The 26,383-nt window shown below is 67.6% G+C and carries 25 protein-coding genes; 12 read left to right on the forward strand and 13 right to left on the reverse strand.

The window, feature by feature from the left end; all coding sequences use genetic code 11:
* The first annotated feature begins 33 nt into the window (after window positions 1-33).
* Genes ACLD0W_RS07705 through ACLD0W_RS07715 form a run of 3 tightly spaced genes read left to right on the forward strand, consistent with a single transcriptional unit; the run spans window position 34 to window position 7,666 of the window.
* Entirely contained in the window at window positions 34-3,096 is a 3,063-nt protein-coding gene (locus ACLD0W_RS07705) for a multidrug efflux RND transporter permease subunit (RefSeq protein ID WP_410306912.1), read from the forward strand.
* Window positions 3,093-6,185: an efflux RND transporter permease subunit gene (locus tag ACLD0W_RS07710; RefSeq protein WP_410306913.1), complete on the forward strand. Its 3,093-nt coding sequence runs from the start codon at window positions 3,093-3,095 to the stop codon at window positions 6,183-6,185. Before ACLD0W_RS07705 ends, ACLD0W_RS07710 begins: the two co-directional genes overlap by 4 nt.
* A complete protein-coding gene (locus ACLD0W_RS07715) occupies window positions 6,182-7,666 on the forward strand; it encodes an efflux transporter outer membrane subunit (RefSeq protein ID WP_410306914.1) in 1,485 nt (494 codons plus the stop codon). The genes ACLD0W_RS07710 and ACLD0W_RS07715 overlap by 4 nt, the downstream gene beginning before the upstream one ends.
* On the opposite strand, the gene yjgA is transcribed toward ACLD0W_RS07715, so the two are convergent.
* A complete protein-coding gene (gene yjgA / locus ACLD0W_RS07720) occupies window positions 7,660-8,199 on the reverse strand; it encodes a ribosome biogenesis factor YjgA (protein WP_410306915.1) in 540 nt (179 codons plus the stop codon). The genes ACLD0W_RS07715 and yjgA overlap by 7 nt on opposite strands.
* Before the next feature lie 31 nt (window positions 8,200-8,230).
* Here yjgA and pmbA point away from each other — a divergent pair, with 31 nt between their 5' ends.
* The 3 genes from pmbA to ACLD0W_RS07735 all read left to right on the forward strand — a co-directional run bounded on the left by pmbA (window position 8,231) and on the right by ACLD0W_RS07735 (window position 11,354).
* Window positions 8,231-9,586, forward strand: coding sequence for a metalloprotease PmbA (gene pmbA, locus ACLD0W_RS07725; RefSeq protein WP_410306916.1), 1,356 nt, complete (start codon window positions 8,231-8,233; stop codon window positions 9,584-9,586).
* 110 nt (window positions 9,587-9,696) lie between these two features.
* Complete coding sequence (locus ACLD0W_RS07730; protein ID WP_410306917.1) at window positions 9,697-10,416, forward strand: BPSS1780 family membrane protein; 720 nt, start codon at window positions 9,697-9,699, stop codon at window positions 10,414-10,416.
* Window positions 10,413-11,354, forward strand: a complete 942-nt coding sequence (locus ACLD0W_RS07735; RefSeq protein ID WP_410306918.1) for a BPSS1780 family membrane protein — start codon at window positions 10,413-10,415, stop codon at window positions 11,352-11,354. Before ACLD0W_RS07730 ends, ACLD0W_RS07735 begins: the two co-directional genes overlap by 4 nt.
* A 19-nt stretch (window positions 11,355-11,373) precedes the next feature.
* Here ACLD0W_RS07735 and mgtE read toward each other — a convergent pair whose 3' ends face one another.
* The 11 genes from mgtE to ACLD0W_RS07790 all read right to left on the reverse strand — a co-directional run bounded on the left by mgtE (window position 11,374) and on the right by ACLD0W_RS07790 (window position 19,618).
* Window positions 11,374-12,732, reverse strand: a complete 1,359-nt coding sequence (mgtE, locus tag ACLD0W_RS07740; protein ID WP_410306919.1) for a magnesium transporter — start codon at window positions 12,730-12,732, stop codon at window positions 11,374-11,376.
* A 72-nt stretch (window positions 12,733-12,804) separates the two neighbouring features.
* Window positions 12,805-13,074 (reverse strand): HPr family phosphocarrier protein, encoded by a 270-nt coding sequence (locus ACLD0W_RS07745; protein ID WP_410306920.1) that lies wholly within the window; start codon window positions 13,072-13,074, stop codon window positions 12,805-12,807.
* Entirely contained in the window at window positions 13,071-13,925 is an 855-nt protein-coding gene (gene rapZ / locus ACLD0W_RS07750; protein WP_410306921.1) for an RNase adapter RapZ, read from the reverse strand. The genes ACLD0W_RS07745 and rapZ overlap by 4 nt, the downstream gene beginning before the upstream one ends.
* A 22-nt stretch (window positions 13,926-13,947) precedes the next feature.
* On the reverse strand, window positions 13,948-14,421 hold the full coding sequence (gene ptsN, locus ACLD0W_RS07755; protein WP_204426942.1) for a PTS IIA-like nitrogen regulatory protein PtsN: 474 nt from the start codon (window positions 14,419-14,421) through the stop codon (window positions 13,948-13,950).
* 18 nt (window positions 14,422-14,439) lie between these two features.
* Window positions 14,440-14,739: a ribosome hibernation-promoting factor, HPF/YfiA family gene (gene hpf / locus ACLD0W_RS07760; RefSeq protein ID WP_138774174.1), complete on the reverse strand. Its 300-nt coding sequence runs from the start codon at window positions 14,737-14,739 to the stop codon at window positions 14,440-14,442.
* Window positions 14,740-14,786: 47 nt separating this feature from the next.
* Window positions 14,787-16,232: an RNA polymerase factor sigma-54 gene (locus ACLD0W_RS07765; RefSeq protein WP_410306922.1), complete on the reverse strand. Its 1,446-nt coding sequence runs from the start codon at window positions 16,230-16,232 to the stop codon at window positions 14,787-14,789.
* A gap of 132 nt (window positions 16,233-16,364) precedes the next feature.
* A complete protein-coding gene (gene lptB, locus ACLD0W_RS07770) occupies window positions 16,365-17,090 on the reverse strand; it encodes an LPS export ABC transporter ATP-binding protein (RefSeq protein WP_410306923.1) in 726 nt (241 codons plus the stop codon).
* On the reverse strand, window positions 17,091-17,618 hold the full coding sequence (lptA, locus tag ACLD0W_RS07775; RefSeq protein WP_410306924.1) for a lipopolysaccharide transport periplasmic protein LptA: 528 nt from the start codon (window positions 17,616-17,618) through the stop codon (window positions 17,091-17,093).
* Window positions 17,596-18,150 (reverse strand): LPS export ABC transporter periplasmic protein LptC, encoded by a 555-nt coding sequence (gene lptC, locus ACLD0W_RS07780; RefSeq protein ID WP_410306925.1) that lies wholly within the window; start codon window positions 18,148-18,150, stop codon window positions 17,596-17,598. Before lptC ends, lptA begins: the two co-directional genes overlap by 23 nt.
* Window positions 18,147-18,650 (reverse strand): KdsC family phosphatase, encoded by a 504-nt coding sequence (locus ACLD0W_RS07785; RefSeq protein ID WP_410306926.1) that lies wholly within the window; start codon window positions 18,648-18,650, stop codon window positions 18,147-18,149. The genes lptC and ACLD0W_RS07785 overlap by 4 nt, the downstream gene beginning before the upstream one ends.
* The gene (locus ACLD0W_RS07790) at window positions 18,650-19,618 is read right to left on the reverse strand and encodes a KpsF/GutQ family sugar-phosphate isomerase (RefSeq protein WP_410306927.1); all 969 of its coding nucleotides are present in this window, start codon (window positions 19,616-19,618) and stop codon (window positions 18,650-18,652) included. The genes ACLD0W_RS07785 and ACLD0W_RS07790 overlap by 1 nt, the downstream gene beginning before the upstream one ends.
* Before the next feature lie 196 nt (window positions 19,619-19,814).
* Between ACLD0W_RS07790 and ACLD0W_RS07795 the strand changes: the two genes are divergently transcribed.
* The 6 genes from ACLD0W_RS07795 to hisC all read left to right on the forward strand — a co-directional run bounded on the left by ACLD0W_RS07795 (window position 19,815) and on the right by hisC (window position 25,139).
* Window positions 19,815-20,471, forward strand: a complete 657-nt coding sequence (locus ACLD0W_RS07795) for a phospholipid-binding protein MlaC (protein ID WP_410306928.1) — start codon at window positions 19,815-19,817, stop codon at window positions 20,469-20,471.
* A 92-nt stretch (window positions 20,472-20,563) separates the two neighbouring features.
* Complete coding sequence (locus ACLD0W_RS07800; RefSeq protein ID WP_410306929.1) at window positions 20,564-20,818, forward strand: BolA family protein; 255 nt, start codon at window positions 20,564-20,566, stop codon at window positions 20,816-20,818.
* A gap of 24 nt (window positions 20,819-20,842) precedes the next feature.
* On the forward strand, window positions 20,843-22,105 hold the full coding sequence (gene murA, locus ACLD0W_RS07805) for a UDP-N-acetylglucosamine 1-carboxyvinyltransferase (protein WP_410306930.1): 1,263 nt from the start codon (window positions 20,843-20,845) through the stop codon (window positions 22,103-22,105).
* 17 nt (window positions 22,106-22,122) lie between these two features.
* Window positions 22,123-22,776, forward strand: coding sequence for an ATP phosphoribosyltransferase (gene hisG / locus ACLD0W_RS07810; RefSeq protein ID WP_410306931.1), 654 nt, complete (start codon window positions 22,123-22,125; stop codon window positions 22,774-22,776).
* A complete protein-coding gene (gene hisD, locus ACLD0W_RS07815) occupies window positions 22,773-24,074 on the forward strand; it encodes a histidinol dehydrogenase (protein WP_410306932.1) in 1,302 nt (433 codons plus the stop codon). Before hisG ends, hisD begins: the two co-directional genes overlap by 4 nt.
* Window positions 24,075-24,080: 6 nt before the next feature.
* Window positions 24,081-25,139, forward strand: coding sequence for a histidinol-phosphate transaminase (gene hisC, locus ACLD0W_RS07820; RefSeq protein ID WP_410306933.1), 1,059 nt, complete (start codon window positions 24,081-24,083; stop codon window positions 25,137-25,139).
* A gap of 90 nt (window positions 25,140-25,229) precedes the next feature.
* Here the strand turns inward: hisC and ACLD0W_RS07825 are convergent, their stop codons facing one another.
* Complete coding sequence (locus ACLD0W_RS07825) at window positions 25,230-26,339, reverse strand: trypsin-like peptidase domain-containing protein (RefSeq protein WP_410306934.1); 1,110 nt, start codon at window positions 26,337-26,339, stop codon at window positions 25,230-25,232.
* Between the last annotated feature and the right edge of the window lie 44 nt (window positions 26,340-26,383).

Below are 26,383 nucleotides of genomic sequence, written 5' to 3' on the forward strand. Positions count from 1 at the left end.
GCGGGCCGGCGCGCGCGCGCCGGAGGCGAGCCGATGAGTCTGTCGCGCCCGTTCATCCTGCGCCCGGTGGCCACCTCGCTGCTGATGGCGGCGCTGCTGATGGCCGGCCTGCTGGCCTGGCGGCTGCTGCCGGTGGCGGCTTTGCCGCAGGTGGACTACCCGGTGATCCAGGTGTTCACCTTCCAGCCCGGCGCCGGCCCGGAGGTTACCGCGCGCACCATCACCGCGCCCCTGGAGCGCCAGCTCGGGCGCATCCCCGGCCTCAAGCAGATGTCGTCCACCAGCGCCGCCGGCGCTTCGGTGATCACCCTGCAATTCGACCTGGCCATGGACCTGGGGGTGGCCGAGCAGGAGGTGCAGGCGGCCATGAACACCGCCAGCAACCTGCTGCCCACGGACCTGCCCACGCCGCCCATCTACCGCAAGGTGAACCCGGCGGACGCGCCGATTCTGACCCTGGCGATCAGCTCCGCCACCCTGCCGTTGCCGGCCGTGCACGACCTGGTGGACACGCGCATCGCCCAGAAGCTGGCGCAGCTGTCCGGGGTCGGGCTGGTGAGTCTGGCCGGCGGCCAGCGTCCGGCCCTGCGGGTACAGACCAATCCCATGGCGCTGGCCGCCTATGGCGTCAGCCTGGAGGAGGTGCGCGCGGCCATCGCCGCCACCAACGTGAACCAGCCCAAGGGCAGCTTCGACGGACCGTTCCGCAGCACCATGCTGGAGGCCAACGACCAGATCCGCTCGGTGGCGGAATACCGTGATCTGATCGTCGCCTGGCGGGACGGCGTGCCGCTGCGTCTCGGGGATGTGGCGACCATCGTGGACGGCGCCGAGAACCGCTTTCTGGCCGCCTGGGCCGGGGATCAGCCGGCGGTGCTGGTGAACATCCAGCGCCAGCCCGGCGCCAATGTGATCGAGGTGGCCGACAGTGTCCGCGCCCTGTTGCCCCAGCTCACCGCCACCCTGCCGGCGGCGGTGGACGTGGCGGTGCTCACCGACCGCACCGAAAGCATCCGTGCCTCGGTGCGCGCCACCCAGACCGAGCTGCTGTTCGCCATCGGCCTGGTGGTGCTGGTCACCTTCGCGTTCCTGCGCAGCGTGCCGGCCACCATCATTCCCAGCGTGGCGGTGCCGCTGTCGCTGGTGGGCACCTTCGTGTTCATGTACATGGCGGGCTATTCGATCAACAACCTGACCCTGATGGCGCTGACCATCGCCACCGGGTTCGTGATCGACGACGCCATCGTCATGCTGGAGAACATCGCCCGCCACCGGGAACGCGGTGTCTCGCCGCTGGAGGCGGCCCTGCGCGGCGCCTCGGAAATCGGCTTCACGCTGGTGTCGCTGACCGTGTCGCTGATCGCGGTGCTGATCCCGCTGCTGTTCATGGGCGACGTGGTGGGGCGCCTGTTCCATGAGTTCGCGGTGACCCTGGCGGTGGCCATTGGTCTGTCGCTGCTGATCTCGCTGACGCTGACGCCGATGATGAGCGCGCGCATGCTGCGCCGGCCGCCGGGGCACGACCCGGAGGCGCCGTCGCTGATGAACCGGGTGCTGGGCCGCTACGACCGGGCGCTGACCTGGGTGCTGGCGCGGCAGACCGCCGCCCTGATGGTGATGCTGGCGACCATCGCGCTCACCGGACTGCTCTATCTGGCGGTGAAAAAAGATTTCTTCCCGGTGCAGGACAGCGGCGTGATCCAGGTGATCACCGAGGCGCCGCAGAGCGTTTCGTTCCAGGCCATGGGCGAGCGCCAGCAGCGGCTGGCCTCGGCGCTGCTGGCGGACCCGGGCGTCGCCAGCCTGTCCTCCTTTATCGGCGTGGACGGCACCAACACGGCGCTCAACAGCGGCCGCATGCTGATCAATCTGCCCGTCCACGGTGACCGGGACGAATCGGTGCAAACGGTGATGGCGCGTCTGGCCGAACGGGCCGCCGAGGTGGACGGCATCCGCGCCTGGTTTCAGCCGGTCCAGGAGCTGAGCATCGAGGACCGGGTCAGCCGCACCCAGTACCAGTTTTCCGTGACCACCCCGGACAGCGACGTGCTGGAGGAGTGGGTGCCGCTGCTGGTGGCGGCGCTGGCCGAGCGACCGGAATTGCGCGATGTGGCCAGCGATCTGCAGCAGCGCGCGGCCCAGGCCTACATCGACATTGACCGGGACCGGGCCGCCCGGCTCGGCATCCGCGTGGCGGACATCGCCGACGCCCTGCAGAACGCCTACGGCCAGCGTCAGGTGGCGACCCTGTTCACCCAGTCCAACCAGTACCGGGTGATCCTGGAAGCGGCCCCCCGTTTCGCCCAAGGGCTGCCGGCGCTGGAGCGCACCTATGTGAGCAACGCCGACGGCGAGCCGGTGCCGCTGGCCACCCTGGCGCGGGTCACCCAGCGCCACGGTGCCCTGCAGATCAACCACCAGGGGCAGTTCCCGTCCGCTACGTTGTCGTTCAATCTGGCGCCGGGGGCTTCCCTGGGCGAGGCGGTGGACGCGATCGAGACGGTGCAGCGCGAGATCGGGCTGCCCGCCCAGGTGGACAGCCGGTTCCAGGGCGCCGCCGAGGCATTCCGCGCGTCCCTGGCCAATACCCTGTGGCTGATCCTGGCGGCGGTGGTGGTGATGTACATCGTGCTGGGGGTGCTGTACGAGAGCTTTATTCATCCCATCACCATTCTTTCCACGCTGCCGTCGGCGGCGGTGGGCGCGCTGTTGGCGCTGCTGCTCACCGGCCGGCCCCTGGACCTGATCGCGGTGGTCGGGGTGGTGCTGCTGATCGGGCTGGTCAAGAAGAACGGCATCATGATGGTGGATTTCGCCCTGGACGCGCAGCGTCACGAAGGGCTGGCGCCGCGGGAGGCGATCCATCGTGCCGCGCTGCTGCGCTTCCGGCCGATTCTGATGACCACCCTGGCGGCGCTGTTCGGCGCCATCCCGCTGATGCTGGCCGGCGGCTCCGGCGCCGAGCTGCGCCAGCCGCTGGGGCTGGTGATGGTGGGCGGCCTGCTGGTGAGCCAGGTGCTGACCCTGTTCACCACGCCGGTGGTCTACCTGTTCTTTGACCGGCTGTCGCGGCGCCGGGCGGAGCCGGCGCGGTGAATCCGGCGGCGCTGTTCATCGCCCGGCCCATCGCCAGCGTGCTGATCGCGCTGGCGGTGGTGTTGGGCGGGTTGCTGGCCTGGCGATTGCTGCCGGTGGCGCCGTTGCCGCAGGTGGACCTGCCGGTGATCACGGTGAGCGCCAGCCTGCCCGGCGCCAGCCCGGAGAATATGGCCGCCAGCGTGGCCACGCCGCTGGAACGCTCCCTGGGCAGCATCTCCGGGGTCACCTCGATTTCCTCGCGCAGCGGCCAGGGCTCCACCGAGATCGCCTTGATCTTCGAGCTGGACCGGGACCTGAACGAAGCGGCCCGGGATGTGCAGGCGGCCATCAACGCGGTGCGCGGCCAGCTGCCCGCCGGCATGCCCGGCAATCCGCAGTACCGCAAGATCAATCCGTCCCAGGCACCGATCATGGGGCTGGCGCTGAGTTCGCCGAACCTGTCCCCGGCGCAGCTTTACGACGCCGCCTCCACGGTGCTGGCGCAGAAGATCGCGCAGATCCGCGGCGTCGGCGAAGTACGGGTGGACGGCGCCTCGCTGCCGGCGGTGCGGGTGCAGCTCAATCCCGGCGCCCTGGTGTCCCGGGGCATCGCCCTGGACCAGGTCAGCGACACCATTGGCGCCGCCAACGCCCTGCAGCCCCTGGGCGCGGTGGAGGAGGGCGAGCGCCACTGGGACCTGACCCTGAGCCGGGCCCTGGACCGGGCGGATGAGTACCGGCCCCTGGTGCTGCGCGCCGAGGACGGCGCCATCACCCGCCTGGACGACGTGGCCACCGTCACCGACTCGGTGGAGAACCGCTATACCAGCGGCTTCCACAACCAGCGCCCGGCGGTGATCGTGGAAATCAGCCGCCAGCCCGGCGCCAACATCGTCAGCACCATCGACGCCATTCGCCAGGAGCTGCCGGCGCTGCGCGCGCTGATGCCGGCGGACAGCCAGCTCACCGTGGTGATGGATCGCTCGCCGGGCATTCGCGCCTCGTTGAGCGAGGCGCAGACCTCCCTGCTGATCGCGGTGCTGCTGGTGGTGCTGGTGGTGTGGCTGTTCCTGGGCAGCGTGCGCACCGCGCTGATTCCGTCGGTGGCGATTCCGGTGTCGCTGATCGGCACCTTCGCGGTGATGTACTTCTACGGCTTCTCCCTGAACAACCTGTCGCTGATGGCGCTGATCGTCGCCGCCGGTCTGGTGGTGGACGACGCCATCGTGGTGTTGGAGAACGTGCAGCGCCATCGCGAGGCGGGCCTGCCGCCGATGCAGGCGGCGATCACCGGCGCCCGCGAGGTGGGCTTCACCCTGCTGGCCATGAATCTGGCACTGGTGGTGGTGTTCGTCTCCATCCTGTTCATGGGCGGGGTGGTGGAGAAACTGTTCCGGGAGTTTTCCCTGACCCTGGCGGCGGCCATGCTGATTTCCCTGGCCCTGTCGCTGACCCTGACACCGAGCCTGTGCGCGCGCTGGCTCACCCACCAGAGCCGCCAGGCGCCGGGACGGCTGGCGCGGCGCAGTGCCGCCCTGTTCGACGACCTGCGCGACGCCTACGCCACCAGCCTGGACTGGGCGCTGCGCCATGGCGTGCTGACGATGCTGGTGCTGGCGGCGGTGATCGGCGGCAACCTGTATTTGTACGTGGCGATTCCCAAGACCACCTTGCCGCAGCAGGACACCGGCCAGATCCGTGGCTTCGTGCGCGGCGACGACGGCTTCTCGTTCCAGGTAATGCAGCCCAAGATCGAGGCGTTCCGGCAACAGATCCTGGACGATCCGGCGGTGGCGGACGTCACCGGTACCTCCGGCGGTGACCGGGGCCTGACCAACGCCCAGCTCACCATCCGCCTCAAGCCACGGGCGGAGAGGGGCGTGTCCGCCCAGCAGGTGGTGGACCGGCTGCGCGCCACGGCGCCGCCGGTGCCCGGCGGCTTCCTGTTTCTGATGGTGGACCAGGACATCATGCTCTCCAGCCCGTTCAGCCGCAGCGAGCACGAACTGATTCTGCGCTCCGATTCCCTGGAAGCCCTGGATACCTGGGGCCGCAAGGTGGCCACCGCCATGCAACAACTGCCGGAGCTCACCGACGTGGACGACGCCGGCAACGAGGAAACCCGCCAGATCACCCTGGACATCGACCGCGAGGTGGCGCGCCGCTACGGCGTGGACATGCAAACCGTGGCCTCGGTGCTCAACAATTCGTTTTCCCAGCGCCAGGTGGCCACCCTTTACGATGAGCTCAATCAGTACCGGGTGGTGATGGAGCTGGACCCGCGCTACACCGCCGACCCCTCGGTGCTGGGGCAGTTGCAGGTGCTCACCGACGATGGCCAGCGGGTGCCGTTGTCCACCTTCGCCACCTGGCATTACGGCATGGCGCCGGACCGCATCCGCCATGAGGGCCAGTTCGCTTCCCAGGGCATCGGCTATGCGCTGGCGCCCGGGGTGGTGCTGTCCGAGGCCCAGGCCGCCATCGACGCCATGCTCAACCGGGTGATGCTGCCCACCGAGGTGCATGTGGCGCCGGAGAACAGCGGCCCCAAACTGACCGGCGAACTGAGCCAGCCGATGCTGATTCTGGCGGTGCTGGTGGCGGTCTACCTGGTGCTCGGGGTGTTGTACGAAAGCACCCTGCATCCGCTGACCATTCTCTCCACCCTGCCGTCGGCGGGGGTGGGCGCGCTGCTGGCGTTGCGGTTCAGCGGCACGCCGTTCAGCCTGATCGCGCTGCTCGGGCTGTTCCTGCTGATCGGCATCGTGATGAAAAACGCCATTCTGATGATCGACTTCGCCCTGGCCGCCCAGCGCCGTCAGGGGCTGGCGCCGCCGGCGGCGATCCGCCAGGCGGCGCTGCTGCGCCTGCGCCCGATCCTGATGACCAACCTGGCCGGCCTGCTCGGCGCCGTGCCGCTGGTATTGGGCCTGGCGGAAGGTTCGGAGTTGCGTCGCCCGCTGGGCATCACCATCATCGGCGGACTGGCCTTCAGCCAGTTGTTGACGCTGTACACCACGCCGGTGGTCTACCTGTATCTGGAACGGCTGCGGCAGTGGTCCCTGCGCCGCGCCGGTTCCTCCGACACCGTGAATGCCGCCCCATGAGTCTGCACCGATCCCTGCCCACCGTTACGCTTCTCGCCGCCGGCCTGCTGCTGGCCGCCTGCACCGTGGGGCCCGACTATCAACGTCCGGAGGCGCCGCTGCCGGCGGATTTCAAACACGAACAGGGCTGGCGCACGGTGCCGCCGCAAAGCTGGGCCGCCAGTGGCGAGTGGTGGCGGGCGTTCGACGATCCGGTGCTCACCGGCCTGCTGGATCAGGCGGCCGCCGCCAACCAGACCCTGGCCCAGGCCCAGGCCCGTTTCCGCGCCGCCGAGGCCCGCTGGGCCGATGCCCGCGCCGGTTACAGCCCGGTGCTGAGCGCCTCGATGGAGGGCCAGCGGCGCGGCAGCGATGAGTCGCGCAGCGTGGTCACCGGCAGCACCGTGCGCAGCGGCCGCATTACCGAGTCCTACAGTGCCGGGCTCAATCTCAACTGGGTGCCGGATCTGTGGGGCCGGGTACGGCGCCAGGTGGAAGCGGACCGCGCCGGTCTGCAGGCCAGCGCCGCCGATCTGGCGGCGGTGCGGTTGAGCATGCGCGTCTCCCTGGCGCAGAGCTATGTGCGGCTGCGCGCCCTGGACCGGCAAATGGCGCTGTTGCGGGAAACCATGGAGGCCTACGACCGTTCCCTGGAACTGACGCGCAATCAATACAACGCCGGCATCGTGGCGCGCTCCGACGTGATCCAGGCCCAGACCCAGAGCCAGTCCCTGCGCACCGAGCTGTCCGATCTGCGCAACCAGCGCGCCGCCGAGGAGAACGCCATCGCCGTGCTGATCGGCCGGGCGCCGTCGGAGTTCGCCCTGGCGCCAGCGGACCGGTTGCCCACGGTGCCGGCCCTGCCGGCGACCCTGCCCGGGGTACTGATCAGCCGCCGGCCGGACGTGGTGGTGGCGGAGCGGCAGGTGGCCGCCGCCAACGCCGGCATCGGCGTGGCGCGGGCCGCCTGGCTGCCGGACCTGACACTGACCGCCTCCTACGGCGTGGAGGCGGACCGCTTCTCCGATCTGCTCGACGCGCCGGTGCGGGTCTGGTCGGTGGGGCCGTCCCTGGCGCAGACCCTGTTCGACGGCGGCGCCCGCCGGGCCGCCAACGACCTGGCCCTGGCCGAGTACGACGAGCAGGTGGCGCTGTACCGGCAAACGGTGCTGGAAAGTCTGCGGGAAGTGGAGGACGCCCTGGCGGCGCTGCGCTTTCTGACACAGCAAAGCGAGCAGCAGGACGCGCTGCTGGCCCTGGCCCGGGACAACCTGCGGGTGGTCACCAACCGTTACCGGGCCGGCATGGTCACCTTTCTGGAAGTGGCCAACGCCCAGGACCTGGCGCTGGACGCCCAGCGCGCCCAATTACAGATTCTGGCCGATCGCCTGAACGCCTCGATCCGCCTGGCCGCCGCCATCGGCGGCGGCTGGGACCTGGACGATCCGGTGGTGCAAACGGTGGTGGAGCCGCCGCGGCCCTGGGAAGACAACGCTCAGTAGAGCGGGCTGTTCTTGTCCAGGTCGTTGAGCAGCCCCAGGAAGCGCTTGCGCTCCCGCTTCAGGCGGGCGCGCTGCTCCGCGTCCGCTTCGTGCAGTTCACCGGCCGGGCGCGCCTTGATCAGATTGCGCACCTGGTTGCGCAGCGCCTGGCGGTCGCCGTCCGGGTAGTACTGAAGAATCTGCTGCACGATCGGCTCCGCATCACGGGGACCCTCGCAGGCCAGTACCTGCTCGGTCCACTGCTGCAGCCGCTGCTGGCGCACCGGGTCGGTGAGCGACGCCAGGGCGGCCAGCAGCGTGTCCGGATCGGAATCGCTGATCAGCCGGCCCACGTACAGCGCGTGGCGGCGGCGCGCGTCCGGATGCTGAATGCGGCGTGCTTCGTCCAGGGCCGCGCGCAGCGGGTCATTGAGCGGCAGACGCGCTTGCTGGCCGGCCTTGAGGGCCATCAGCTCCAGGCCCACTTCCTGCAGTTCCTGCATTTCCAGTTTGCGGCGTGTCTTGCTCGTCAGGGGATCGTTATACTCGGTCATATCATCAACGCGGAAGAGAAAGCCTTAGTTTATGTCCGAAAACGCCAGCGCGACAGTTGATCTCGGTCCTCATTCCCTCGCCGCCGCCCGCGATGTGGTCGCCCGCGTGCTCGAGGAAGCCAAACGGCAGGGCGCCAGCGCCGCCGAAGCGCGCCTGAATCTGGCCCAGGGCCTGTCCGTGGACGTGCGCCTGGGCGAGGTGGAAACGGTGGAGTTCCACCGCGACCGCGGCCTCGGCGTGACCGTGTTCTTCGGCCAGCGCAAGGGCCACGCCAGCACCTCCGACGACAGCCCGGAAAGCCTGCGCGACGCGGTGGCCGCTGCCTGCGCCATCGCCCGCCATACCGAGGAAGACCCGTTCGCCGGTCTCGCCGAAGCGGATCAGCTGGCTGGCCCGGAGCCGGATCTGGCGCTGTATCACCCCTGGGCGCTGACCACCGATCAGGCCATCGAGGAAGCGCTGCGCTGTGAAAACGTGGCCCGTGACGACGCTCGCATCGTCAACTCCGAAGGGGCCTCGGTGAGCACCGGCGTCAGCGTGCAGGTGCTGGGTACCAGCGCCGGCTTTCTGCAGGGCCACGCCGGCACCTTCCACTCGCGCAGCTGCGCGGTGGTGGCCGAGGACGTCAACGGCATGCAGCGCAACTACTGGTACGACGGCAACCGCCAGGCCGACCGCATGGCCGGGCCGGAGCAGGTGGGCGAGGAAGCGCGCCGCCGCACCCTGGCGCGGCTCGGCGCCGAGGTGCCGGCCACCGGCCAATGGCCGGTGCTGCTGTCGCCGGAAATCGCCGCCACCCTGCTGGCGCATTTCGTGTCGGCGATCAGCGGCGGCACCCTGTACCGGCGCGCCTCCTTCCTGCGTGACCGGCTCGGCGAACGCCTGTTTCCCGCCGGTATCGACATCCGTGAGGATCCGCTGCAGGTGGGCGGCAACGGCTCCGCCGGGTTCGACGCGGACGGTCTGCCCACCCGTGCCCAGGCGTTCGTGGAGGACGGTGTGCTGAAGCGTTACGCGCTCGGCCTGTACGCGTCACGGCGTCTGGAAATGGCGCCCACCGGCAACGGCGGCGGGGTGCGTAATCTGTCCATCACCGACACCGGCGAGGACCTGGCGGCGCTGATGCGGCGCATGGGCACCGGCGTGCTGGTCACCGAGGTGATGGGGCAGGGCGTCAATCTGGTGACCGGGGATTATTCGCGGGGCGCCGCCGGTTTCTGGATTGAGAACGGTGTCATACAGAAGCCGCTTCAAGAGTTTACCATTGCCGGAAATCTGGGGGACATGTTCGCCGGCATTCAGGGGAGCGGTACCGATGTGGACCGTCGCGGCAACATTGCCTCCGGATCCCTTTTGCTGGCCGCGATGAAAGTGGCCGGCGTTTGAATCGTTATTTTTTTATTTGCTGAAAGCAAGGGAAGCTATCCATGAGTGATGTGAATCCGTATCAACAACCGGAAGCCGATGTCGTTGGCAACGCGACGGCCCCGGGAGATATGCAACTGAGCGAGCCCCGCAAGGTGACCGTGGGCGAGGCGCTGGGCTGGATCGGCGACGGCATGAAGCTGCTGTCCGGTCACTGGGGCGTGGTAATCGGGGCCCTGGTGCTGATCTTCGTGATCACCACCGTGTTGCAGTTCATTCCGTTGATCGGCCCGCTGGCGCAGCCGTTTCTGATGACGCTGCTGTACGGTGGCCTGGTGAAGATGTTTCACCGCATCGACACCACCGGCCAGTCCGATTTCACCGATCTGTTCGCCGGCTTTTCCCAGCGTACCGGTCCGCTGCTGCTGCTGTCGCTGGCCCAGCTGGGTGTGTTCCTGGCCATCGGTTTGCTGGTCGGTGGCCTGATGGTCATGACGCTGGGCGCCGGCGCGCTGTCGGGCATGGATCCGGGAGCAACCAGTGGTGGTCTGAGTGGCGGGCTGTTCCTGGTGTTGATGTTGGTGGCCGTGGTCGTGGTCACCTTGGTGGCGTTTCTGTTCTACTTCACCGTGCCGCTGGTGATGCTCACCGATACCGGCCCGGGCCGGGCCCTGAAACTCAGTTTCCAGGCGTGCCTCAAGAACCTGATCCCGATGGTCGTCTACGGTCTGGTGGCCACCGTGATCGTGGCGCTGGCGGCGCTGCCGGCGCTGCTCGGCTGGCTGTTCGTGATGCCGATCCTGGCCGGCGCCTTCTATCTGTCCTTTAAACAGGTCCTGACCGCGTCATGATCAATCCCTACCAGGGCCCGGAAGCGGACCTGGGCGGGCCCGCCGGCCCCGGCCCCGAGCGGGTCGGCGCCGCCAGGCGCCGGCCGATCGGCCATGGCTGGCTGTGGTGGCGGCGGGCCTGGCGGCTCACCGCCGCCAACCGGGTGCTCTGGTGCCTGGCCCTGCTGGTGTTCATGGCGGTGATCATGGGCATCAGCCTGCTCGGACTGTTCGTGCCGGTGCTCGGCAACTTCGCGCCGACGCTGATCGGGCCGGTGCTGGCGGCCGGTCTGATGCAACTGGCCTGGCGGCGCTGGCACGATGAGGAGTTCGATTTCGGGCAGCTGTTCGCCGGCTTTTCCCAGCGCACCGGGCCCCTGTTCCTGACCGGCCTGACCCAGGTGGGGCTGCAGATTCTGTTCACCCTGGTGATGGTGGCGGCGGCGCTGCTGCTGTTCGGCCGGGAAATCGCCGCCCTGTTTACCGCCGGCTTCCAGGGCGAGCCCCTGGATCCGGCCTCCGCCTCGGCGTTCGGGCAGATGGGTATCATCAAGACCGCGCTGCTGATGCTGATCATGGTGGCGGTGTCGATCCCCTATATGGCGGTGATCTGGTTTCAGGTGCCGCTGGTGTTCTTCGGCGACCGCCGGCCCCTGCCGGCGCTGAAGGAGAGTCTGGTGGCGGTGCTTCGCAACTGGCTGCCGATGCTCTGGTACGGCCTGGTGCCGATGCTGTTCTTGCTGCTGCTGGCGGTGTTGCTCGGTGTGCTGCTGGCCGGCGCGAATCTGCTGTTCGGCGCGGACAGCCTGGCCATGCTGGTGGTGGGCCTGGTCAGCGGCCTCCTGTCCCTGGTGTTCGCCCTGTTCTTGCTGGCCCTGACCACGGTGTCCGTCTACGCCTCGTTCCGGGATATCTTCGGCGTCGGCGACGACGAACCGGACGCCACGCCGGATTTGTGAGGAGGCGGCCGCCAGGCCGCTAGAGCAAACTGGCGTAGAGAATCGTCGCCAGCCCCAGAAACGCGAAGAACCCGACCACATCCGTAATGGTGGTGAGCACCACCGACCCGGCCAGCGCCGGGTCGATGCCCATGCGTTTCATGGCGATGGGAATCAGGGCCCCGGCGCCGGCGGCCACCACCAGGTTCAGCACCATGGCCGAGGCGATGATCATGCCCAGGCTGGCGTCGTCGAACCAGAGCGCGGCGGTGGCGCCGATCACCAGGGCCCAGAGCAGGCCGTTGAGCGCGCCCACCGCCAGTTCCTTGGTGAACAGATAACGGGTATTGCCTTCCTGCACCTGGCCCAGGGCCATGGCGCGGATCACCAGCGTCAGGGTCTGGCTGCCGGCGATGCCGCCCATGCTGGCCACGATCGGCATCAGCACCGCCAGGGCCACCACTTTTTCCAGGGTGTTTTCGAACAGACTGATCACCGCCGAGGCGGCCAGGGCGGTGAGCAGGTTGATGCCCAGCCACAGGGAACGGCGCCGCACCGTGTGCCACACCGAGCCGAAGGTGTCCTCGTCCTCGTCCAGGCCGGCCATGCCCATCAGCGAGTGGTCCGCTTCCTCGCGGATCACGTCCACCACGTCATCGATGGTGATCCGGCCCACCAGCACGCCGTTCTCGTCCACCACCGCGGCGGTGATCAGGTCGAGCCGTTCGAACAGCTTGGCCACGTCGTGGGCGGGGCGGTCGGCGGGGATCGCCTCCACGTCGGTGCGCATGGCTTCGCGCACCGTGGTGCCCGGGTCGGAGATCAGCACCCGGGTCAGCGGCAGCACGCCGATAAACTGGTTGCGGCGATTGACCACCAGTAGGTTGTCGGTGGTTTCGGGGATTTCACCGCGACGGCGCAGATAGCGCTGTACCACGCCGAAGGTGATCTCCGGGCGCACCGTGATCACGTCGGTGTTCATCAGGCCGCCGGCGGTGTCCTCCGGGTAGCTCATCACCTGTTCCAGGCGTTCCCGGTTCTGCGCGTCCAGGGCGGCCAGCACCTGGCTGGTGACCTGCTCGGGCAATTCCTGCAGCAGGTCGGCCAGGTCGTCGGTGTCCAGATCCTCGATCAGCGGGACCAGTTCTTCCGGCGGCAGGTCGCGCAGCAGTTCCACGCGCACCTCCTCGCCCAGGTACTGCAGCACCTCGGTTTCCTGCTCCTGGCTGAGCAGGCGCCAGAGAATTTCCCGTTCCCGGGGCGGGGAGGATTCCAGCAGGTGGGCGGTCTCGGCGCCGGGCAGGCTGTTGAGCAACTGGCGCACCTGGGAAAAGGTGCCCCCGGCCAGGGCCCGGTTAACGGCGTTGAGATTGCGCTTGTGCTGACTTTGTTCGGACATGACCCCTCCTCGCTGTGCGCCAGTTTAACCCAGCGCCGGCCAGGGAAGGATCAAAGGGTGAAAAAGCGGCCGCTACTCGCCTTCGTCGAACTTGCGTTCGAACAGGTCGGCCAGTTCGTCCATGGCGGGCACTTCGTCCTCGCCGTCCACCCGCACCGTCAGGGTGGTGCCCTTGGCGGCGCCCAGCATCAGCAGGCCCATGATGCTTTTGGCGTCGATCTGGCGCTCGCCGTGCAGCACCTGGATGGTGCAGCTGTAGCGGCAGGATACGCTCACCACCTTGGCGGCGGCGCGGGCGTGCAGGCCGAGCTTGTTGGTGATCGTCAGGTTCCGCTCAATCATCCATCCAGCTCCCGGTGGCGCACGTGCAGGGGCACGCCCTTTTCGCGCAGCCGTTGGGCCAGCTGTTCGGTGATGTAGACCGAGCGGTGGCGGCCACCGGTGCAGCCCACCGCCACGGTCACGTAGCTGCGATCGTTGGCGCCGTAGGCGGGCAGCCAGCGGTCCAGGAAGTGAAAGATGTCGTCGAGCATGGCGCCGCTTTCCGGGTGGCCGCGCAGAAACTCGGCCACCTTGTCGTCGCGGCCGGTGAGCGGGCGCAGGTCCCCCTGCCAGTGTGGGTTGGGCAGGGCGCGCACGTCGAACACCAGGTCGGCGTCGTGGGGCAGGCCGTTCTTGTAGCCGAACGACTGGATCAGCAGGGACAGCCGCACGTCCCGGCGCGCCACCCGCTGGCGGATCATATTGCGCAGGGTGTGCACGTCCAGGTTGCTGGTGTCGATCACCAGATCGGCGAGCTGGCGGATATCGGCCAGCAGTTTGGCTTCCAGCTCGATGGCGTCGGCCAGGGTGCGTTCGTCGCCGCTCAGGGGGTGCCGGCGACGGGTGGCGCTGAACCGCTTCAACAGCGTGGCCGGCTCCGCCTCGAGAAAGATGATCTCGGTGTCCAGCGGCTGCTGGCGCAGTTCCTCAATGATGCGATTGAACGCCAGCAACTGGCGGGGCAGGTTGCGGGCGTCCACGCCCACCGCCACGCGCTGCGGCGCGTGGTCCTCGTTCTGCAATTGCGCCGCGAGGGTGGGGAGCAGGCCCAGGGGCAGGTTGTCCACGCAATAATAGCCGTGGTCTTCCAGGGCCTGGAGGGCGGTGGTCTTGCCCGAGCCCGATCGTCCGCTGAGGATGGTCAGTTTCATAGCGATGGTCCGGCCGACCGGCTCAGGATGCCAGGCGAATTTCGGCCTCCGATTCCACCGCGGTCTGATACAGACGCTGATTGCCGTGGGCGTGGCGCAGGTCGCTGCGGTAGTCGTCGTCGTTGAACAGATTGGCCAGGTGGCTGAGGGTCTTGAGGTGCTGTTCCGGGTTCTGTTCCGGCACCAGCAGCACGAACACCAGGTCCACCGGACGCCCGTCCACCGCGTCGAAGTCCACCGGTTCGGACAGCTTCAGCAGCAGGCCGATGGCGGCGTCGCAGTGACCCAGCCGGCAGTGGGGGATGGCGATGCCCTCGCCGATGCCGGTGGAGCCCAGCTTTTCGCGGGCCACCAGGGCGTCGAAGACTTCCTGCTCGTTGAGGCCGCCACAGCTGGCCGCGGCCAGCTGGGCGATTTGGTCGAGCAACCGTTTTTTACTGGTGACCGCCACGTCGTCATAGGTGCGGTCTTCGGTGAGCAGTTCGCGTACTCGCATAATCGGGTTCTGGGCGACCTAGTGGCCGTGCTTGCGGCCCACGGTCTTTTCCTTGTGTTTGAGAATTTGCCGGTCCAGCTTGCTGGTCAGCGCATCAATGGCCGCGTACATGTCGTCCGCCTGGGCGGTGGCGAACAGGTCCGCTCCGGATATATGAATGGTGGATTCCGCCTTATGGCTCTTGGGCTCCGGGGAAAGGATCACCTGAACGCTGGTGATCTGGTCGGAGTGGCGCTCCAGTTTGGCGAACTTCTCGTCCACGTAGTCACGCAGGGCGTCGGTGATGTCCAGATGGTGGCCACTGAGGTTGATCTGCATAGCTGGCTCCTTCTCTCTTGTCGAAGAGATATCCGTTCCGGTCCGGCCTAGACCAGCCGCTTGCGCGCGCTGGAGGACGGGATTCGCATCGCCTCGCGGTACTTGGCGACGGTGCGGCGCGCCACCTTGATGCCCTGGTCGTTGAGCAGGCTTGCCAGCTTGTTGTCGCTGAGCGGCTTGCGAGGGTTCTCGGCGGCGACCAGCTTCTTAATGATGGCACGAATGGCGGTGGAGGAACACTCACCGCCGCCGTCCGTGTCCACATGGCTGGAGAAGAAGTACTTGAGCTCGAACACGCCCCGGGGCGTGAGCATGAATTTCTGGTTGGTGACCCGGCTGATGGTGGATTCGTGCATCTCCACCGCCTCGGCGATGTCGGCCAGCACCAGCGGTTTCATGGCTTCCTCGCCGTAGTTGAAGAAGTCCTGCTGCACCTCGACGATGCGGCTGGCGACCTTGAGCAGGGTGTCGTTGCGACTTTGCAGGCTTTTCAGGAACCACTTGGCTTCCTGCATGCAGTTGCGCAGGTACTGACCGTCGTCGCCGCCCACCTGCCGCGCCATCTGCGCGTACTGGGCCTGCAGATTGACCTTGGGCAGCACCTCTTCGTTGAGCTCCACCCGCCAGCCGCCCCGGTGGGCGCGCACCACCACGTCGGGCACCGCGTAGTCGGCGGTGTCGCCGCCGATCTGCTGGCCCGGTGCCGGGTCCAGGGTGCGCAGCAGACCCAGTGCCGCCACCAGGTCCGCCTCACTCACCGCCAGGGCGCGACGCAGGCCGGCGTAGTCGTGTTTTTCCAACAGCTCCTGGTGGACCAGCAGGGCGCGGGCGGTGTCCAGATGAGGGGTGTCGGCGGCCAGCTGGGCCAATTGCACGCCCAGGCATTCGGCCAGGTCGCGGCTGGCCACGCCCACCGGGTCGAACTGCTGCAGGCGGTGCAGCACCGCCACCACCTCGTCGTCTTCCAACGGGTCGTCCGGGTCGGCGATCTGGGTCTCGGCGGTGCCCACCAGATCCTCGAGGGAAACCGTGACATAGCCGCGCTCGTCCAGGGCTTCCAGGATGATCTGGGCGATCACCCGGTCGCGGTCGCTCATCGGGGTCAGGTTGAGCTGCCACTCCAGGTGGTCGAGCAGGGTGTCCGGGTTGGCGTGGCGCTGTTGCCAGGCGTCCGCGTCGTCGCCTTCACCGGCGCCGGCGCTGCTCTGGCCCACATAGAGGTCGTCCCACTCGCTGTCGGTTTCCACGCTGCCCTCGACCAGGTCGTCCAGGGCGTCGTCGCGCTCCAGCTCCATCTCGCCGTCGCCGTCCGGGTCGTCCGCGGAAAAGTCCTCGGCGCCGTCTTCCAGCTCCAGCAGGGGGTTGTTCTCCACCGCCTGCTGGATCTCCATGCGCAGGTCCAGCGTCGACAGCTGCAGCAGGCGGATTGCCTGCTGCAGCTGGGGCGTCATGGTCAGCTGCTGGCCGATTTGCAGTTGTAGAGTGGGTTTCATGCTACTGGGTCGCTCGTTCCCGAAGTCGGGCAGCATAGCAGCATTAATTTGCTTTAAGCAATAATCATGCCAAGTGTTGCTTTTCCCGGGGCGAGGGTGTAGGGCGGGGCCGGCGCGGGTGGCCGGTTCCGGTTATAGCCGGAAGTCCGCCCCCAGGTAGACGTCGCGAACCTGCTGGTTGCCGAGAATGGTGGTGGCGTCGCCGTCGGCGATGATGTGACCGGTACTGACAATATAGGCCGTGTCGCAGATGTCCAGGGTTTCGCGCACGTTATGGTCGGTGATCAGCACGCCGATGCCCCGTTCCTTCAGGTGGCGGATGATGCCCTTGATGTCGTTCACCGAGATCGGATCGACGCCGGCGAAGGGCTCGTCCAGCAGGATGAAATCCGGGTTGGTGGCCAGCCCGCGGGCGATTTCCGCCCGCCGGCGTTCGCCGCCGGACAGGCTCATGCCCATGGAGTCGCGAATGTGGTCGATGTGGAACTCGCTGAGCAGGCTTTCCAGTTGCTCCTCGCGCTGCGCCTTGGTCATTTCCTTGCGCGTTTCCAGGATCGCCATGATGTTCTGCTCCACGGTGAGCCGGCGGAAAATACTGGCTTCCTGGGGCAGATAGCCGATGCCCCGGCGGGCGCGGCCGTGCATCGGCAGGTGGGTGATGTCGTCGCCGTTGATTTCGATGCGGCCGGCATCGGCGGCCACCAGACCCACGATCATATAGAAGCAGGTGGTCTTGCCGGCGCCGTTGGGGCCCAGCAGGCCGACGATCTGGCCGGCTTCCACTTCCAGGGACACGTCCTCGATGACGCGGGTGCTTTTGTAGCTTTTGGCCAGGTTATGGGCGCTCAGATGTGCCATTCAGGGGGTCTCCGTGTTGCCGTCTTGAGCGCCGTTTTCGCCGGCCGGCTCGGTGTTCTTGGCCGGGATCACCAGCCGCACGCGCTTGTCGCCTTCACCGCTGGCGTCCACCCGCCGTGAATCCAGGTTGTACTGCACCCGGGCGCCCTCGAAGGTGTTGCCCTGGTGGTCCACATGGGCGTCGCCGGTAAGCACCAGCCGCCGGGCGCGCAGGTCGTAGACCAGGTTCCTGGCCCGCGCCTGCAGGTCCTCGCCCTCGCGCATGCGCACCGGATTGCCGGTGGCCTCCACGCGTACCAGTTGGTTGTTCTCCGTGAACAGCCGGATCACGTCGGCGTTCAGGCGCCGGTTGCCCTGGATCAGTTCCGCGTCGCCGCGGTACACGCCGGTGCCGGCGCTTTGCTCGAAGGTGGCGCTGTCGGCGCTCACCTCCACGGGCTGGCCGCCGGGAGGCTGGGCGGCGCCGGCCAGGCCGGCGAACAGCAGCCCGAACAGGCCGAGCCCTTTAATTGCTGCCCGTGAATTCACTTACCACTCCTTTTTCGAGGGTCATTTCGCCGCTGGTCAGGTCCGACCGCATGCTGCCGGCGCGGGTGTTGCCGTCGCGATGCTCCAGGGTCAGCGCGCCCGGCGAGCGGACCTGGCTGGCATCGTTCAGATACTCCAGTTCGTCGGTGCTGAGCGTGACGCCGTTGGTCTCGCTGCGTGCCTTGACCTGATCCAGAAACACGATCAGGTCGCCGTTGTCGCGCACTTCACCACGGCGGGAACGGATGGTCCAGATGCCGTTGTCGTTTTCCATGCGCAGATCCGGCTCGGTGAGCGTGGTCAGCGCCTCCCGTTGAAACTGCTCCAGGTGATCGGCCTTGAGCTCGTAGCTGACCTTGCCGGTGTCCCGGTCATAGGCCTTGGCGGTAATGGTGTCGGCAATGATCAGCGGGGCGCTGAGAAAGGCCTCGCGATCGTCCTCCAGGGGGTTGTCCCACTCGTGCAGGGTCATCAGCACGATCAGGCCGAGCAGCAGAATGCCGGAGGCGCTGAGCAGGCCCTGGCGTCTCACGGCGCCTCCCGCAATGCCAGCAGGGCATCGCAGATTTCACGGACCGCGCCGTCGCCGCCACGGGCCCGGGTAATGTGATCGGCGGCCTGCCGCGCGCAGGCATGGGCGTTGGCGGGGGCGAAGGCGATCTGGGCCCACTGCAGGGCCCCCACGTCCGGTTCATCGTCGCCGGCATAGCCGGTTTCCCGGGCACCGATACCCAGGCGCCCGGCCAGGTCGGCGAGGGCGACGGCCTTGTCCTCGCGGCCCTGAATGACGTGCTCGATGCCCAGTTCCCGGGCACGGCGCGCCACCATGGGCGTGTCCCGGCCGGTGATGATGGCCAGGGTGACGCCGCTGGCGGCCAGCTTCTTGAGGCCGTGGCCGTCGTGCACGTGAAACACCTTGAGGGTTTCGCCGTCCGGCCCGTAGTGCAGGCGGCCGTCGGTCATCACGCCGTCCACGTCGAACGCCATCAGGCGCAGGGCGCGGGCATCGGCGGTGGAAATCGAAAAAGCCATTACATCACTCCGGCGCGCAGCAGGTCCTGGGTGTTGAGCGCGCCGATCGGTCGACGCTGGTCATCACAGACGATCAGGCCGTTGATCTTGCGCGTTTCCATGATCTGCAGCGCCTCGGCGGCGAGCAGCCCCGGGGCCATGGTCACCGGGTGGCTGGACATCACCTCGGCGATGCCGGCCTGGCGGATATCCAGGCCCTTCTCCAGGGTGCGGCGCAGGTCGCCGTCGGTGAACAGACCGATCAGGCGGTCGTCCTCGTCCACCACCGTGGTCATCCCCAGGCCCTTGCGGGTCATTTCCAGCAACGCCTCGGACAGACTGGCGTCGCGGGGTACCCGCGGCAGGCGCTCCCCGGTGTGCATGATGTCATCCACCTTCAACAGCAGGCGCCGGCCCAGGCTGCCGCCCGGGTGGCTGAGGGCGAAATCCTCGGGGGTGAAGCCGCGCGCCTCCAGCAGGGCGATGGCCAGGGCGTCGCCCATGGCCAGAGTGGCGGTGGTGGAGGAGGTGGGCGCCAGATTGTGCGGGCAGGCCTCCTCCTCCACGGCCACGTCCAGGTGCACGTCGGACAGCCGCGCCAGGGACGACTCGGGGCGGCCGGTCATGCTGATCAGGCCGGCGCCCTTGCGCTTGATCACTGGCAGGATGGTGAGAATCTCGCCGGTTTCGCCGGAGTTGGACAGCGCCAGCACCACGTCGGCGCCGGTGATCATGCCCAGGTCGCCGTGGGAGGCCTCGCCCGGGTGCACGAAAAACGACGGGGTGCCGGTGCTGGCCAGGGTGGCGGCCACCTTGCTGCCGATATGGCCGCTTTTGCCCATGCCGGTGACGATCACGCGGCCGGGGCATTCGAGAATGCGCTCGCAGGCGCGCACGAAATCGTCGCTGACCCGCAGGCTCAGCGCGGCCACGGCGCGGGCTTCTTCGTCGAGAACGCGGCGGGCGATGGCGATGTGGTCGTTGCTCATGGTCTCTCGTGTCTCCTCGCTGGCGGCGATTATACACTGGCGCGCCCGCCCTGAGACCCCGCGCGGGCCACTGGCGTTCCCGGTGTCCCGCTCTTCACGGAACCCCGGTGCCCTCCCGTGTTCCAATAACAAACGCCTGGACACCCCGGTGGGAAAGCCGTACAACCGGGCATCAAGCAATTACAGGGAGTGAAGTATGACCTTAAAACAACCTTTCGCGGCGGTAATGGCGCTGGTTCTGATGGCCATGGCGGGCCTGGCCCAGGCCGCTCAGGATCCGCGCGAGCTGGTTCAGGACACCCTGGACCGCATGACCACCCTGATCGACCAGAACCGCGACCGGCTCAATAAGGAACCGGAGTACGCGCGCCAGCTGGTGCGCGAGGAACTGGTGCCGCTGGTGGACTTCAAGCGCATCACCCGCATGGTGATGGGTGATTACTTCGACGAGGCCAGCCGGGATCAGAAGTACCGTTTCCTGGACGTGTTCAAGAACAGCCTGATCAATACCTATGCCTCCGGCGTGACCCTGTACCAGGGTCAGAAGATCGAGGTGCTGCCGATGCGCGAGGAAGACCGCAAGGGCAACTATGCCCGGGTGCGGGTGCAGGGCACCACCGACGACGGCAAGGTGATTCCGGTGTATTTCACCCTGTTCCAGGACGGCGACCAGTGGAAGGTGGTGAACGTGTTCGTCAACGGCCTGGACCTGCGCGCCGTCTACCAGGCCCAGTTCGCCCAGTCCATGCAGCAATACGGTGACCTGGACAAGGCCATCGACAACTGGTCCGCCCAGAACGCCGACGTGGAAGAAAAGGTCGACATCGAGAGCGCCCCTCAAAGCGCTCGGTAATCCCGCCCTCCGGGGCCGGCGCCCGCCGGCCCCGGCATGACAACCCCGGTGGCCCTCGCGTATCATTCGCCCCTCAGCAATAAGGAGCGACCATGAATCCCGAAGACGTGAAGGCACTGGTGGAAGCCGGTTTCGACGATGCCGATGTGGCGGTGGAAGGCGAAGGTGACCGCTTCCTGATCCGCGTGGTATCCGATGCCTTCGAAGGGCTGATGCCGGTGAAACGCCAGCAGCTGATCTACGCCTGCATCAACGATCGCATCAAGGACAACAGCATTCACGCCGTGTCCCTCAAAACCTTCACCCGCGCCGAGTGGGACAAAGCCCAGAAAATGGGCATCGCCTGAAGACCGGGTTCTAAGAGACTTTCCATGGACAAATTGATCATCACCGGCGGCAAGCGCCTCGACGGCGAGATTCGTATTTCCGGTTCCAAGAACTCGTCGCTGCCGATCCTGGCCGCCACGCTGTTGGCCAGCGAGCCGGTGACGGTGGGCAACCTGCCGCATCTGCAGGACGTGACCACCCTGATCGAACTGCTCGGCCGCATGGGCGTGCAGCTGGTGATCGACGACCGCCTCAACGTGGAGGTCGACGCGTCCCGCATCGAGGACTTCGTGGCGCCCTACGATCTGGTCAAGACCATGCGCGCCTCGATCCTGGTGCTGGGCCCGTTGCTGGCTCACTTCGGCCGCGCTTCCGTGTCCCTGCCCGGCGGCTGCGCCATCGGCTCGCGGCCGGTGGACATCCACCTGCGCGGCCTGGAAGCCATGGGCGCCGACATCGAGGTGACCAACGGCTATGTGCACGCCAGCGTGGACGGGCGCCTGAAAGGCGCGCGCATCGTCATGGACACGGTCACCGTGACCGGCACCGAGAACCTGATGATGGCGGCGGCTCTGGCCGACGGCACCACCATTCTGGAAAACGCCGCCCGCGAGCCGGAAGTGGTGGACCTGGCCAACTTCATCAATGCCATGGGCGGCAAGGTCCGTGACGCCGGCAAGGACACCATCGTCGTCGAGGGCGTGGCCAAACTGGGCGGCTGCCACCACGAAGTGATTTCCGACCGCATCGAGACCGGCACCTATCTGATCGCCGCCGCCATCACCGGCGGGCGCATCAAGTGCAAGGACACCGACCCGACCCTGCTGGACGCGGTGCTGCAGAAGCTGGAAGAGGCCGGCGCCCGCATCGAGACCGGCGACGACTGGATCAGTCTGGACATGGAAGGCCGCCGGCCCAAGGCGGTGAGCCTGCGCACCGCGCCGTATCCGGCCATGCCCACCGATATGCAGGCGCAGTTCATGGCGCTGAACATCATCGCCGAGGGCACCGGCACCATCGTCGAGACGGTGTTCGAGAACCGCTTCATGCACGTGCAGGAAATGAACCGCATGGGCGCCGACATCGAAGTGCAGGGCAACACCGCCATCTGCCGGGGCGTGGAGAGCCTCACCGGCGCGCCGGTGATGGCCACCGACCTGCGCGCCTCGGCGTCCCTGGTGATCGCCGGCCTGGCCGCCTCCGGCGACACCACCGTGGACCGCATCTACCACATCGACCGTGGTTACGAGTGCATCGAGGAAAAATTGCAATCCCTGGGCGCGATCATCCGTCGCGTGCCGGGCTGAGTGGGACCGCGCCTGACATGACCGAGACACCGCTGACCATCGCCCTGTCCAAGGGCCGCATCCTCCAGGAGACGCTGCCGCTGCTCAAGGAAGCCGGCATCGAGCTGCTGGAGGATCCGTCCGCGTCGCGCAAACTGATCTTCGACACCACCCGGCCGGATGTGCGCATCATCGTGATCCGCGCCACCGACGTGCCGCCCTATGTGCAGCACGGTGGCGCCGATCTGGGCGTGGCCGGCAAGGACGTGCTCATGGAGCACGGCGCCGAGGGGCTGTTCGAACCTCTGGATCTGGAAATCGCCCGCTGCAAGCTGATGGTGGCCGCGCTCAAGGACGCGCCGCCGGTGAGCGGTCGGGTGCGGGTGGCCACCAAGTTCGTCAACGTGGCGCGGGCTTACTTCGCGCGCCAGGGCAAGCAGGCCGAGATCATCAAGCTCTATGGCGCCATGGAACTGGCGCCGCTGGTGGGGCTGGCGGACCGCATCGTCGACATCGTCGACACCGGCAACACCCTGCGCGCCAACGGCCTGGAGCCCACCGAGATCATCGCCGACGACATTTCCTCCCGGGTAGTGGTCAACCGGGCCAGCATGAAGACCCGTCACGCCGACATTCAGGGTATTCTGGATAAACTGGAACAAGCGGTAGCCAAACGACGGACTCCGGCATGAAAACCACTCGCCTCGACACCCGTGACAGCGATTTCACCGAACGCCTGAACGCCCTGACCGCCTGGAGCGAGGAGCGCGACGAGGAAGTCGGCGAGCGGGTGCGCGCCATCCTCCGCGACGTGGCGAAACGCGGCGACGCGGCGGTGGTGGAATACACCAACCGTTTCGACCGCCGTGACGCCGCCACCCTGGCCGATCTGACCGTGGAACGGCCGGAGCTGGAAGCGGCCCTGGCGCGGCTGTCCGCCGAACAGCGCCAGGCCCTGGAGGCCGCCGCCGCCCGGGTACGCGACTACCACGAACGCCAGAAGCAGGATTCCTGGAGCTACCGGGACGCGGACGGCACCCTGCTCGGCCAGCAGGTCACCGCCCTGGACCGCGCCGGCATCTACGTGCCCGGCGGCAAGGCCGCCTATCCCAGCTCGGTGCTGATGAACGCGCTGCCCGCCCACGTGGCCGGGGTCGGCGAGATCGTCATGGTCAGCCCGGCGCCGGACGGCGAGCTGGACGACATGGTGCTGGCCGCCGCCGCGGTGGCCGGGGTGGAGCGCTTCTTCACCGTGGGCGGCGCCCAGGCGGTGGCGGCGCTGGCCTTCGGCACCGAATCGATTCCGGCGGTGGACAAGATCGTCGGCCCGGGCAACATCTATGTGGCCGAGGCCAAGCGCCAGGTGTTCGGCAAGGTGGGCATCGATATGATCGCCGGCCCCTCGGAAATCCTGGTGGTCTGCGACGGCCTGACCGATCCCGAGTGGATCGCCATGGACCTGTTTTCCCAGGCGGAACACGACGAGGAGGCCCAGGCGATCCTGGTCAGCCCGGACGCCGCCTTCCTGGACAAGGTGCTGGAGACCATGGAGCGCCTGGCGCCGACCCTGGAACGGGAGGCGATCATCCGCACCTCCATGGCCAACCGGGGCGCGCTGATCCTGGCCCGGGACCTGGACGACGCCTTCGAGGTGGTTAACCGGATCAGCCCGGAGCATCTGGAGCTGTCCCTGGACGACGCCGGTCGCTGGGCGAAAAAAGTGCGCCACGCCGGCGCCATCTTCCTGGGCCGCTATACCCCGGAGGCCCTGGGCGACTACTGCGCCGGGCCCAACCACGTGCTGCCCACCAGCGCCACGGCGCGCTTCTCCTCGCCGCTGGGCGTCTATGATTTTCAGAAGCGCAGCTCGCTGATCGGCTGCTCCCCGGAGGGCGCCAGCGCCCTGGGGCGGGTGGCCTCGGTGCTGGCCCGGGGCGAGCGGCTCACCGCCCACGCCCGCAGCGCGGAGCTGAGAATCAAGAAAGACTGAGGCCTTATGAGCAAATTCTGGAGCCCGTTCGTCCGCGACCTGGAACCCTACGTGCCCGGCGAACAGCCGAAAATGGCCCGGCTGGTCAAGCTCAACACCAACGAACACCCGCTGGGCCCGTCGGCCAAGGTGATCGAGGCGATCCGCGCCGCCGCCGACGAGCGGCTGCGCCTCTACCCGGACCCGGACGCCCTCGAACTGAAGAACGCCATCGCCACCTATTACGGTGTGAAGACCGATCAGGTGTTCGTCGGCAACGGTTCCGACGAAGTGCTGGCGCACATCTTCTTCGGCCTGTTCAAACAGGACCGGCCGCTGTTGTTCCCGGACATCACCTACAGCTTCTACAAGGTCTATTGCGGGCTCTACGACATCGACTACCGGCCGGTGCCCCTGGACGACGACCTGGCCATCGACCCGGCGGACTATTCAGCCCCGAACGGTGGCATCATCTTCCCCAATCCGAACGCGCCCACCGGTCGCCTGCTGCCGCTGGACGCCATCGAGACCGTTCTCTCCGCCAACCCGGATTCGGTGGTGGTGGTGGACGAGGCCTATGTGGACTTCGGTGGCGCCACCGCCATCGCCCTGGTGGACCGCCATCCCAATCTGCTGGTCACCCAGACGCTGTCGAAATCCCGCGCCCTGGCCGGCGTGCGGGTCGGTTTCGCGGTGGGCGACGCGGCCCTGATCGAGGGCCTGGAACGGATCAAGAACAGCTTCAACTCCTACCCCCTGGACCGCCTGGCGATCGCCGCCGGCAAGGCCGCTTTCGAGGACGACGACTGGTTCCAGCGTGGCCGTGAATTGGTCATCGAGGAGCGCGAAACCCTGCGCCGCGCCCTGCAAGGGCTGGGCTTCGACGTGTTGCCCTCGGCGGCCAATTTCCTGTTCTGCCGCCACCCGTCACGGTCCGGCGCCGACCTGGCGGCGGCCCTGCGCGAGCAAGGCATCATCGTGCGTCACTTCGGCAAACCGGAGCGCATCCGCGACCACCTGCGTATCACCGTGGGGCGGCCGGATCAAAACCAGGCACTGATTAAGGCGCTAGAAGCGCTGCTCTGATCGTGGGGGGGGATGGGCGCGGCTGAAGCCGCTCCTACGATGCCGTGCCATTCGGTAGGAGCGGCTTTGCCGCAATCGGCTACGTTTGGTCTACTGCCGGGCCGGCGGGCGGGTGCCGATGGTTACGTCCAGATTCAGGCGCTGGCCATTGCGCAGCACATTGAGGGTCAGGGCGGTGCCGGGCTGGGTGCCGGCGATGCGGTTCATGGCTTCGTAGCCGTCGCCCATGGTCTCGTCGTTGATACCCACCAGCACGTCCTCGGCCTGCAGGCCGGCCTGCTGGGCGGGGCTGCCGGACACCACTTCGGTGATCACGCCGCCGCGCACCTCCTCCATGCCGAAGGTTTCCGCCAGGGTCGGGTTGATGTCCTGGACGCTGACGCCCAGGTAACCGCGGATCACGCGACCGTGTTCGATCAGGTCGCTCATCACCTCGCGGGCGATGGAGGCCGGGGTGGCGAAGCCGATGCCCTGCCAGTTGCCGTCCTGGGAGAGGATGGCGGTGTTGATGCCGATCAGGTGGCCGCGGGTGTCCACCAGGGCGCCGCCGGAGTTGCCCCGGTTGATGGCCGCGTCGGTCTGAATGAAATTCTCGAAGGTGGCGATGCCCAGGTGGGTACGACCGGTGGCGCTGACGATGCCCATGGACACGGTCTGGCCCACGCCCAGCGGGTTGCCGATGGCCAGCACCACATCGCCCACATTGACCGGCTGGGGGCCGTTCAGGTCGATCACCGGCAGATTCTCCAGGGCGATCTGCAGCAGCGCCAGGTCGGTTTCCGGGTCGGTGCCCACCACCCGCGCCGGCGCGTCGCGGCCGTCGCGCAGGGCCACCAGGATCTCGTCGGCGTCGCGGATCACGTGGTAGCTGGTCATGACGTAGCCGTCCGGCGAGACGATCACGCCGGAGCCCAGGCTGGCCAGGGCCCGTTCCCGGCGCGGTCGTTCCATGAAGCGGTCGAACAGGGGGTTGTCGCTGACGCTGTCGCCGCGGGTCACGATCTGGGTGGTGTAGACGTTGACCACCGCCGGCGCCGCGCGGGTCACGGCGCTGGCGTAGCTTTCCACCGCCGGCGCCGCGCCGCCGGCATTCTGGCGCTGCGCGCCGGGGCCCTGCTGGTACCACCACAGCACGCCCAGGCCCACGGCCAGGCCGGCCAGCACCGGCGGTGCCAGAAAGCGAAGCAGCTTCTTGACCACTGAGTTTGCCCCCACGAATCATGTAAACTGCGCGCAATGTTAGC

The sequence above is a fragment of the Alloalcanivorax sp. C16-1 genome, from assembly GCF_046507805.1.
Classification (GTDB): Bacteria; Pseudomonadota; Gammaproteobacteria; order Pseudomonadales; family Alcanivoracaceae; genus Alloalcanivorax.

What these genes read in the sequence shown, in the direction of transcription:
- ACLD0W_RS07765 (WP_410306922.1), bottom strand. Translation starts at nt 16,232, where the DNA reads ATGAAACCCACTCTACAACTGCAAATCGGCCAGCAGCTGACCATGACG.
- murA (WP_410306930.1), top strand. Translation starts at nt 20,843, where the DNA reads ATGGACAAATTGATCATCACCGGCGGCAAGCGCCTCGACGGCGAGATT.
- hpf (WP_138774174.1), bottom strand. Translation starts at nt 14,739, where the DNA reads ATGCAGATCAACCTCAGTGGCCACCATCTGGACATCACCGACGCCCTG.
- ACLD0W_RS07715 (WP_410306914.1), top strand. Translation starts at nt 6,182, where the DNA reads ATGAGTCTGCACCGATCCCTGCCCACCGTTACGCTTCTCGCCGCCGGC.
- pmbA (WP_410306916.1), top strand. Translation starts at nt 8,231, where the DNA reads ATGTCCGAAAACGCCAGCGCGACAGTTGATCTCGGTCCTCATTCCCTC.
- ptsN (WP_204426942.1), bottom strand. Translation starts at nt 14,421, where the DNA reads ATGCGAGTACGCGAACTGCTCACCGAAGACCGCACCTATGACGACGTG.
- yjgA (WP_410306915.1), bottom strand. Translation starts at nt 8,199, where the DNA reads ATGACCGAGTATAACGATCCCCTGACGAGCAAGACACGCCGCAAACTG.
- hisC (WP_410306933.1), top strand. Translation starts at nt 24,081, where the DNA reads ATGAGCAAATTCTGGAGCCCGTTCGTCCGCGACCTGGAACCCTACGTG.
- ACLD0W_RS07790 (WP_410306927.1), bottom strand. Translation starts at nt 19,618, where the DNA reads ATGAGCAACGACCACATCGCCATCGCCCGCCGCGTTCTCGACGAAGAA.
- ACLD0W_RS07795 (WP_410306928.1), top strand. Translation starts at nt 19,815, where the DNA reads ATGACCTTAAAACAACCTTTCGCGGCGGTAATGGCGCTGGTTCTGATG.
- ACLD0W_RS07730 (WP_410306917.1), top strand. Translation starts at nt 9,697, where the DNA reads ATGCAACTGAGCGAGCCCCGCAAGGTGACCGTGGGCGAGGCGCTGGGC.
- rapZ (WP_410306921.1), bottom strand. Translation starts at nt 13,925, where the DNA reads ATGAAACTGACCATCCTCAGCGGACGATCGGGCTCGGGCAAGACCACC.
- ACLD0W_RS07800 (WP_410306929.1), top strand. Translation starts at nt 20,564, where the DNA reads ATGAATCCCGAAGACGTGAAGGCACTGGTGGAAGCCGGTTTCGACGAT.
- mgtE (WP_410306919.1), bottom strand. Translation starts at nt 12,732, where the DNA reads ATGTCCGAACAAAGTCAGCACAAGCGCAATCTCAACGCCGTTAACCGG.
- ACLD0W_RS07735 (WP_410306918.1), top strand. Translation starts at nt 10,413, where the DNA reads ATGATCAATCCCTACCAGGGCCCGGAAGCGGACCTGGGCGGGCCCGCC.
- hisG (WP_410306931.1), top strand. Translation starts at nt 22,123, where the DNA reads ATGACCGAGACACCGCTGACCATCGCCCTGTCCAAGGGCCGCATCCTC.
- ACLD0W_RS07705 (WP_410306912.1), top strand. Translation starts at nt 34, where the DNA reads ATGAGTCTGTCGCGCCCGTTCATCCTGCGCCCGGTGGCCACCTCGCTG.
- hisD (WP_410306932.1), top strand. Translation starts at nt 22,773, where the DNA reads ATGAAAACCACTCGCCTCGACACCCGTGACAGCGATTTCACCGAACGC.
- ACLD0W_RS07745 (WP_410306920.1), bottom strand. Translation starts at nt 13,074, where the DNA reads ATGATTGAGCGGAACCTGACGATCACCAACAAGCTCGGCCTGCACGCC.
- ACLD0W_RS07785 (WP_410306926.1), bottom strand. Translation starts at nt 18,650, where the DNA reads ATGGCTTTTTCGATTTCCACCGCCGATGCCCGCGCCCTGCGCCTGATG.
- lptB (WP_410306923.1), bottom strand. Translation starts at nt 17,090, where the DNA reads ATGGCACATCTGAGCGCCCATAACCTGGCCAAAAGCTACAAAAGCACC.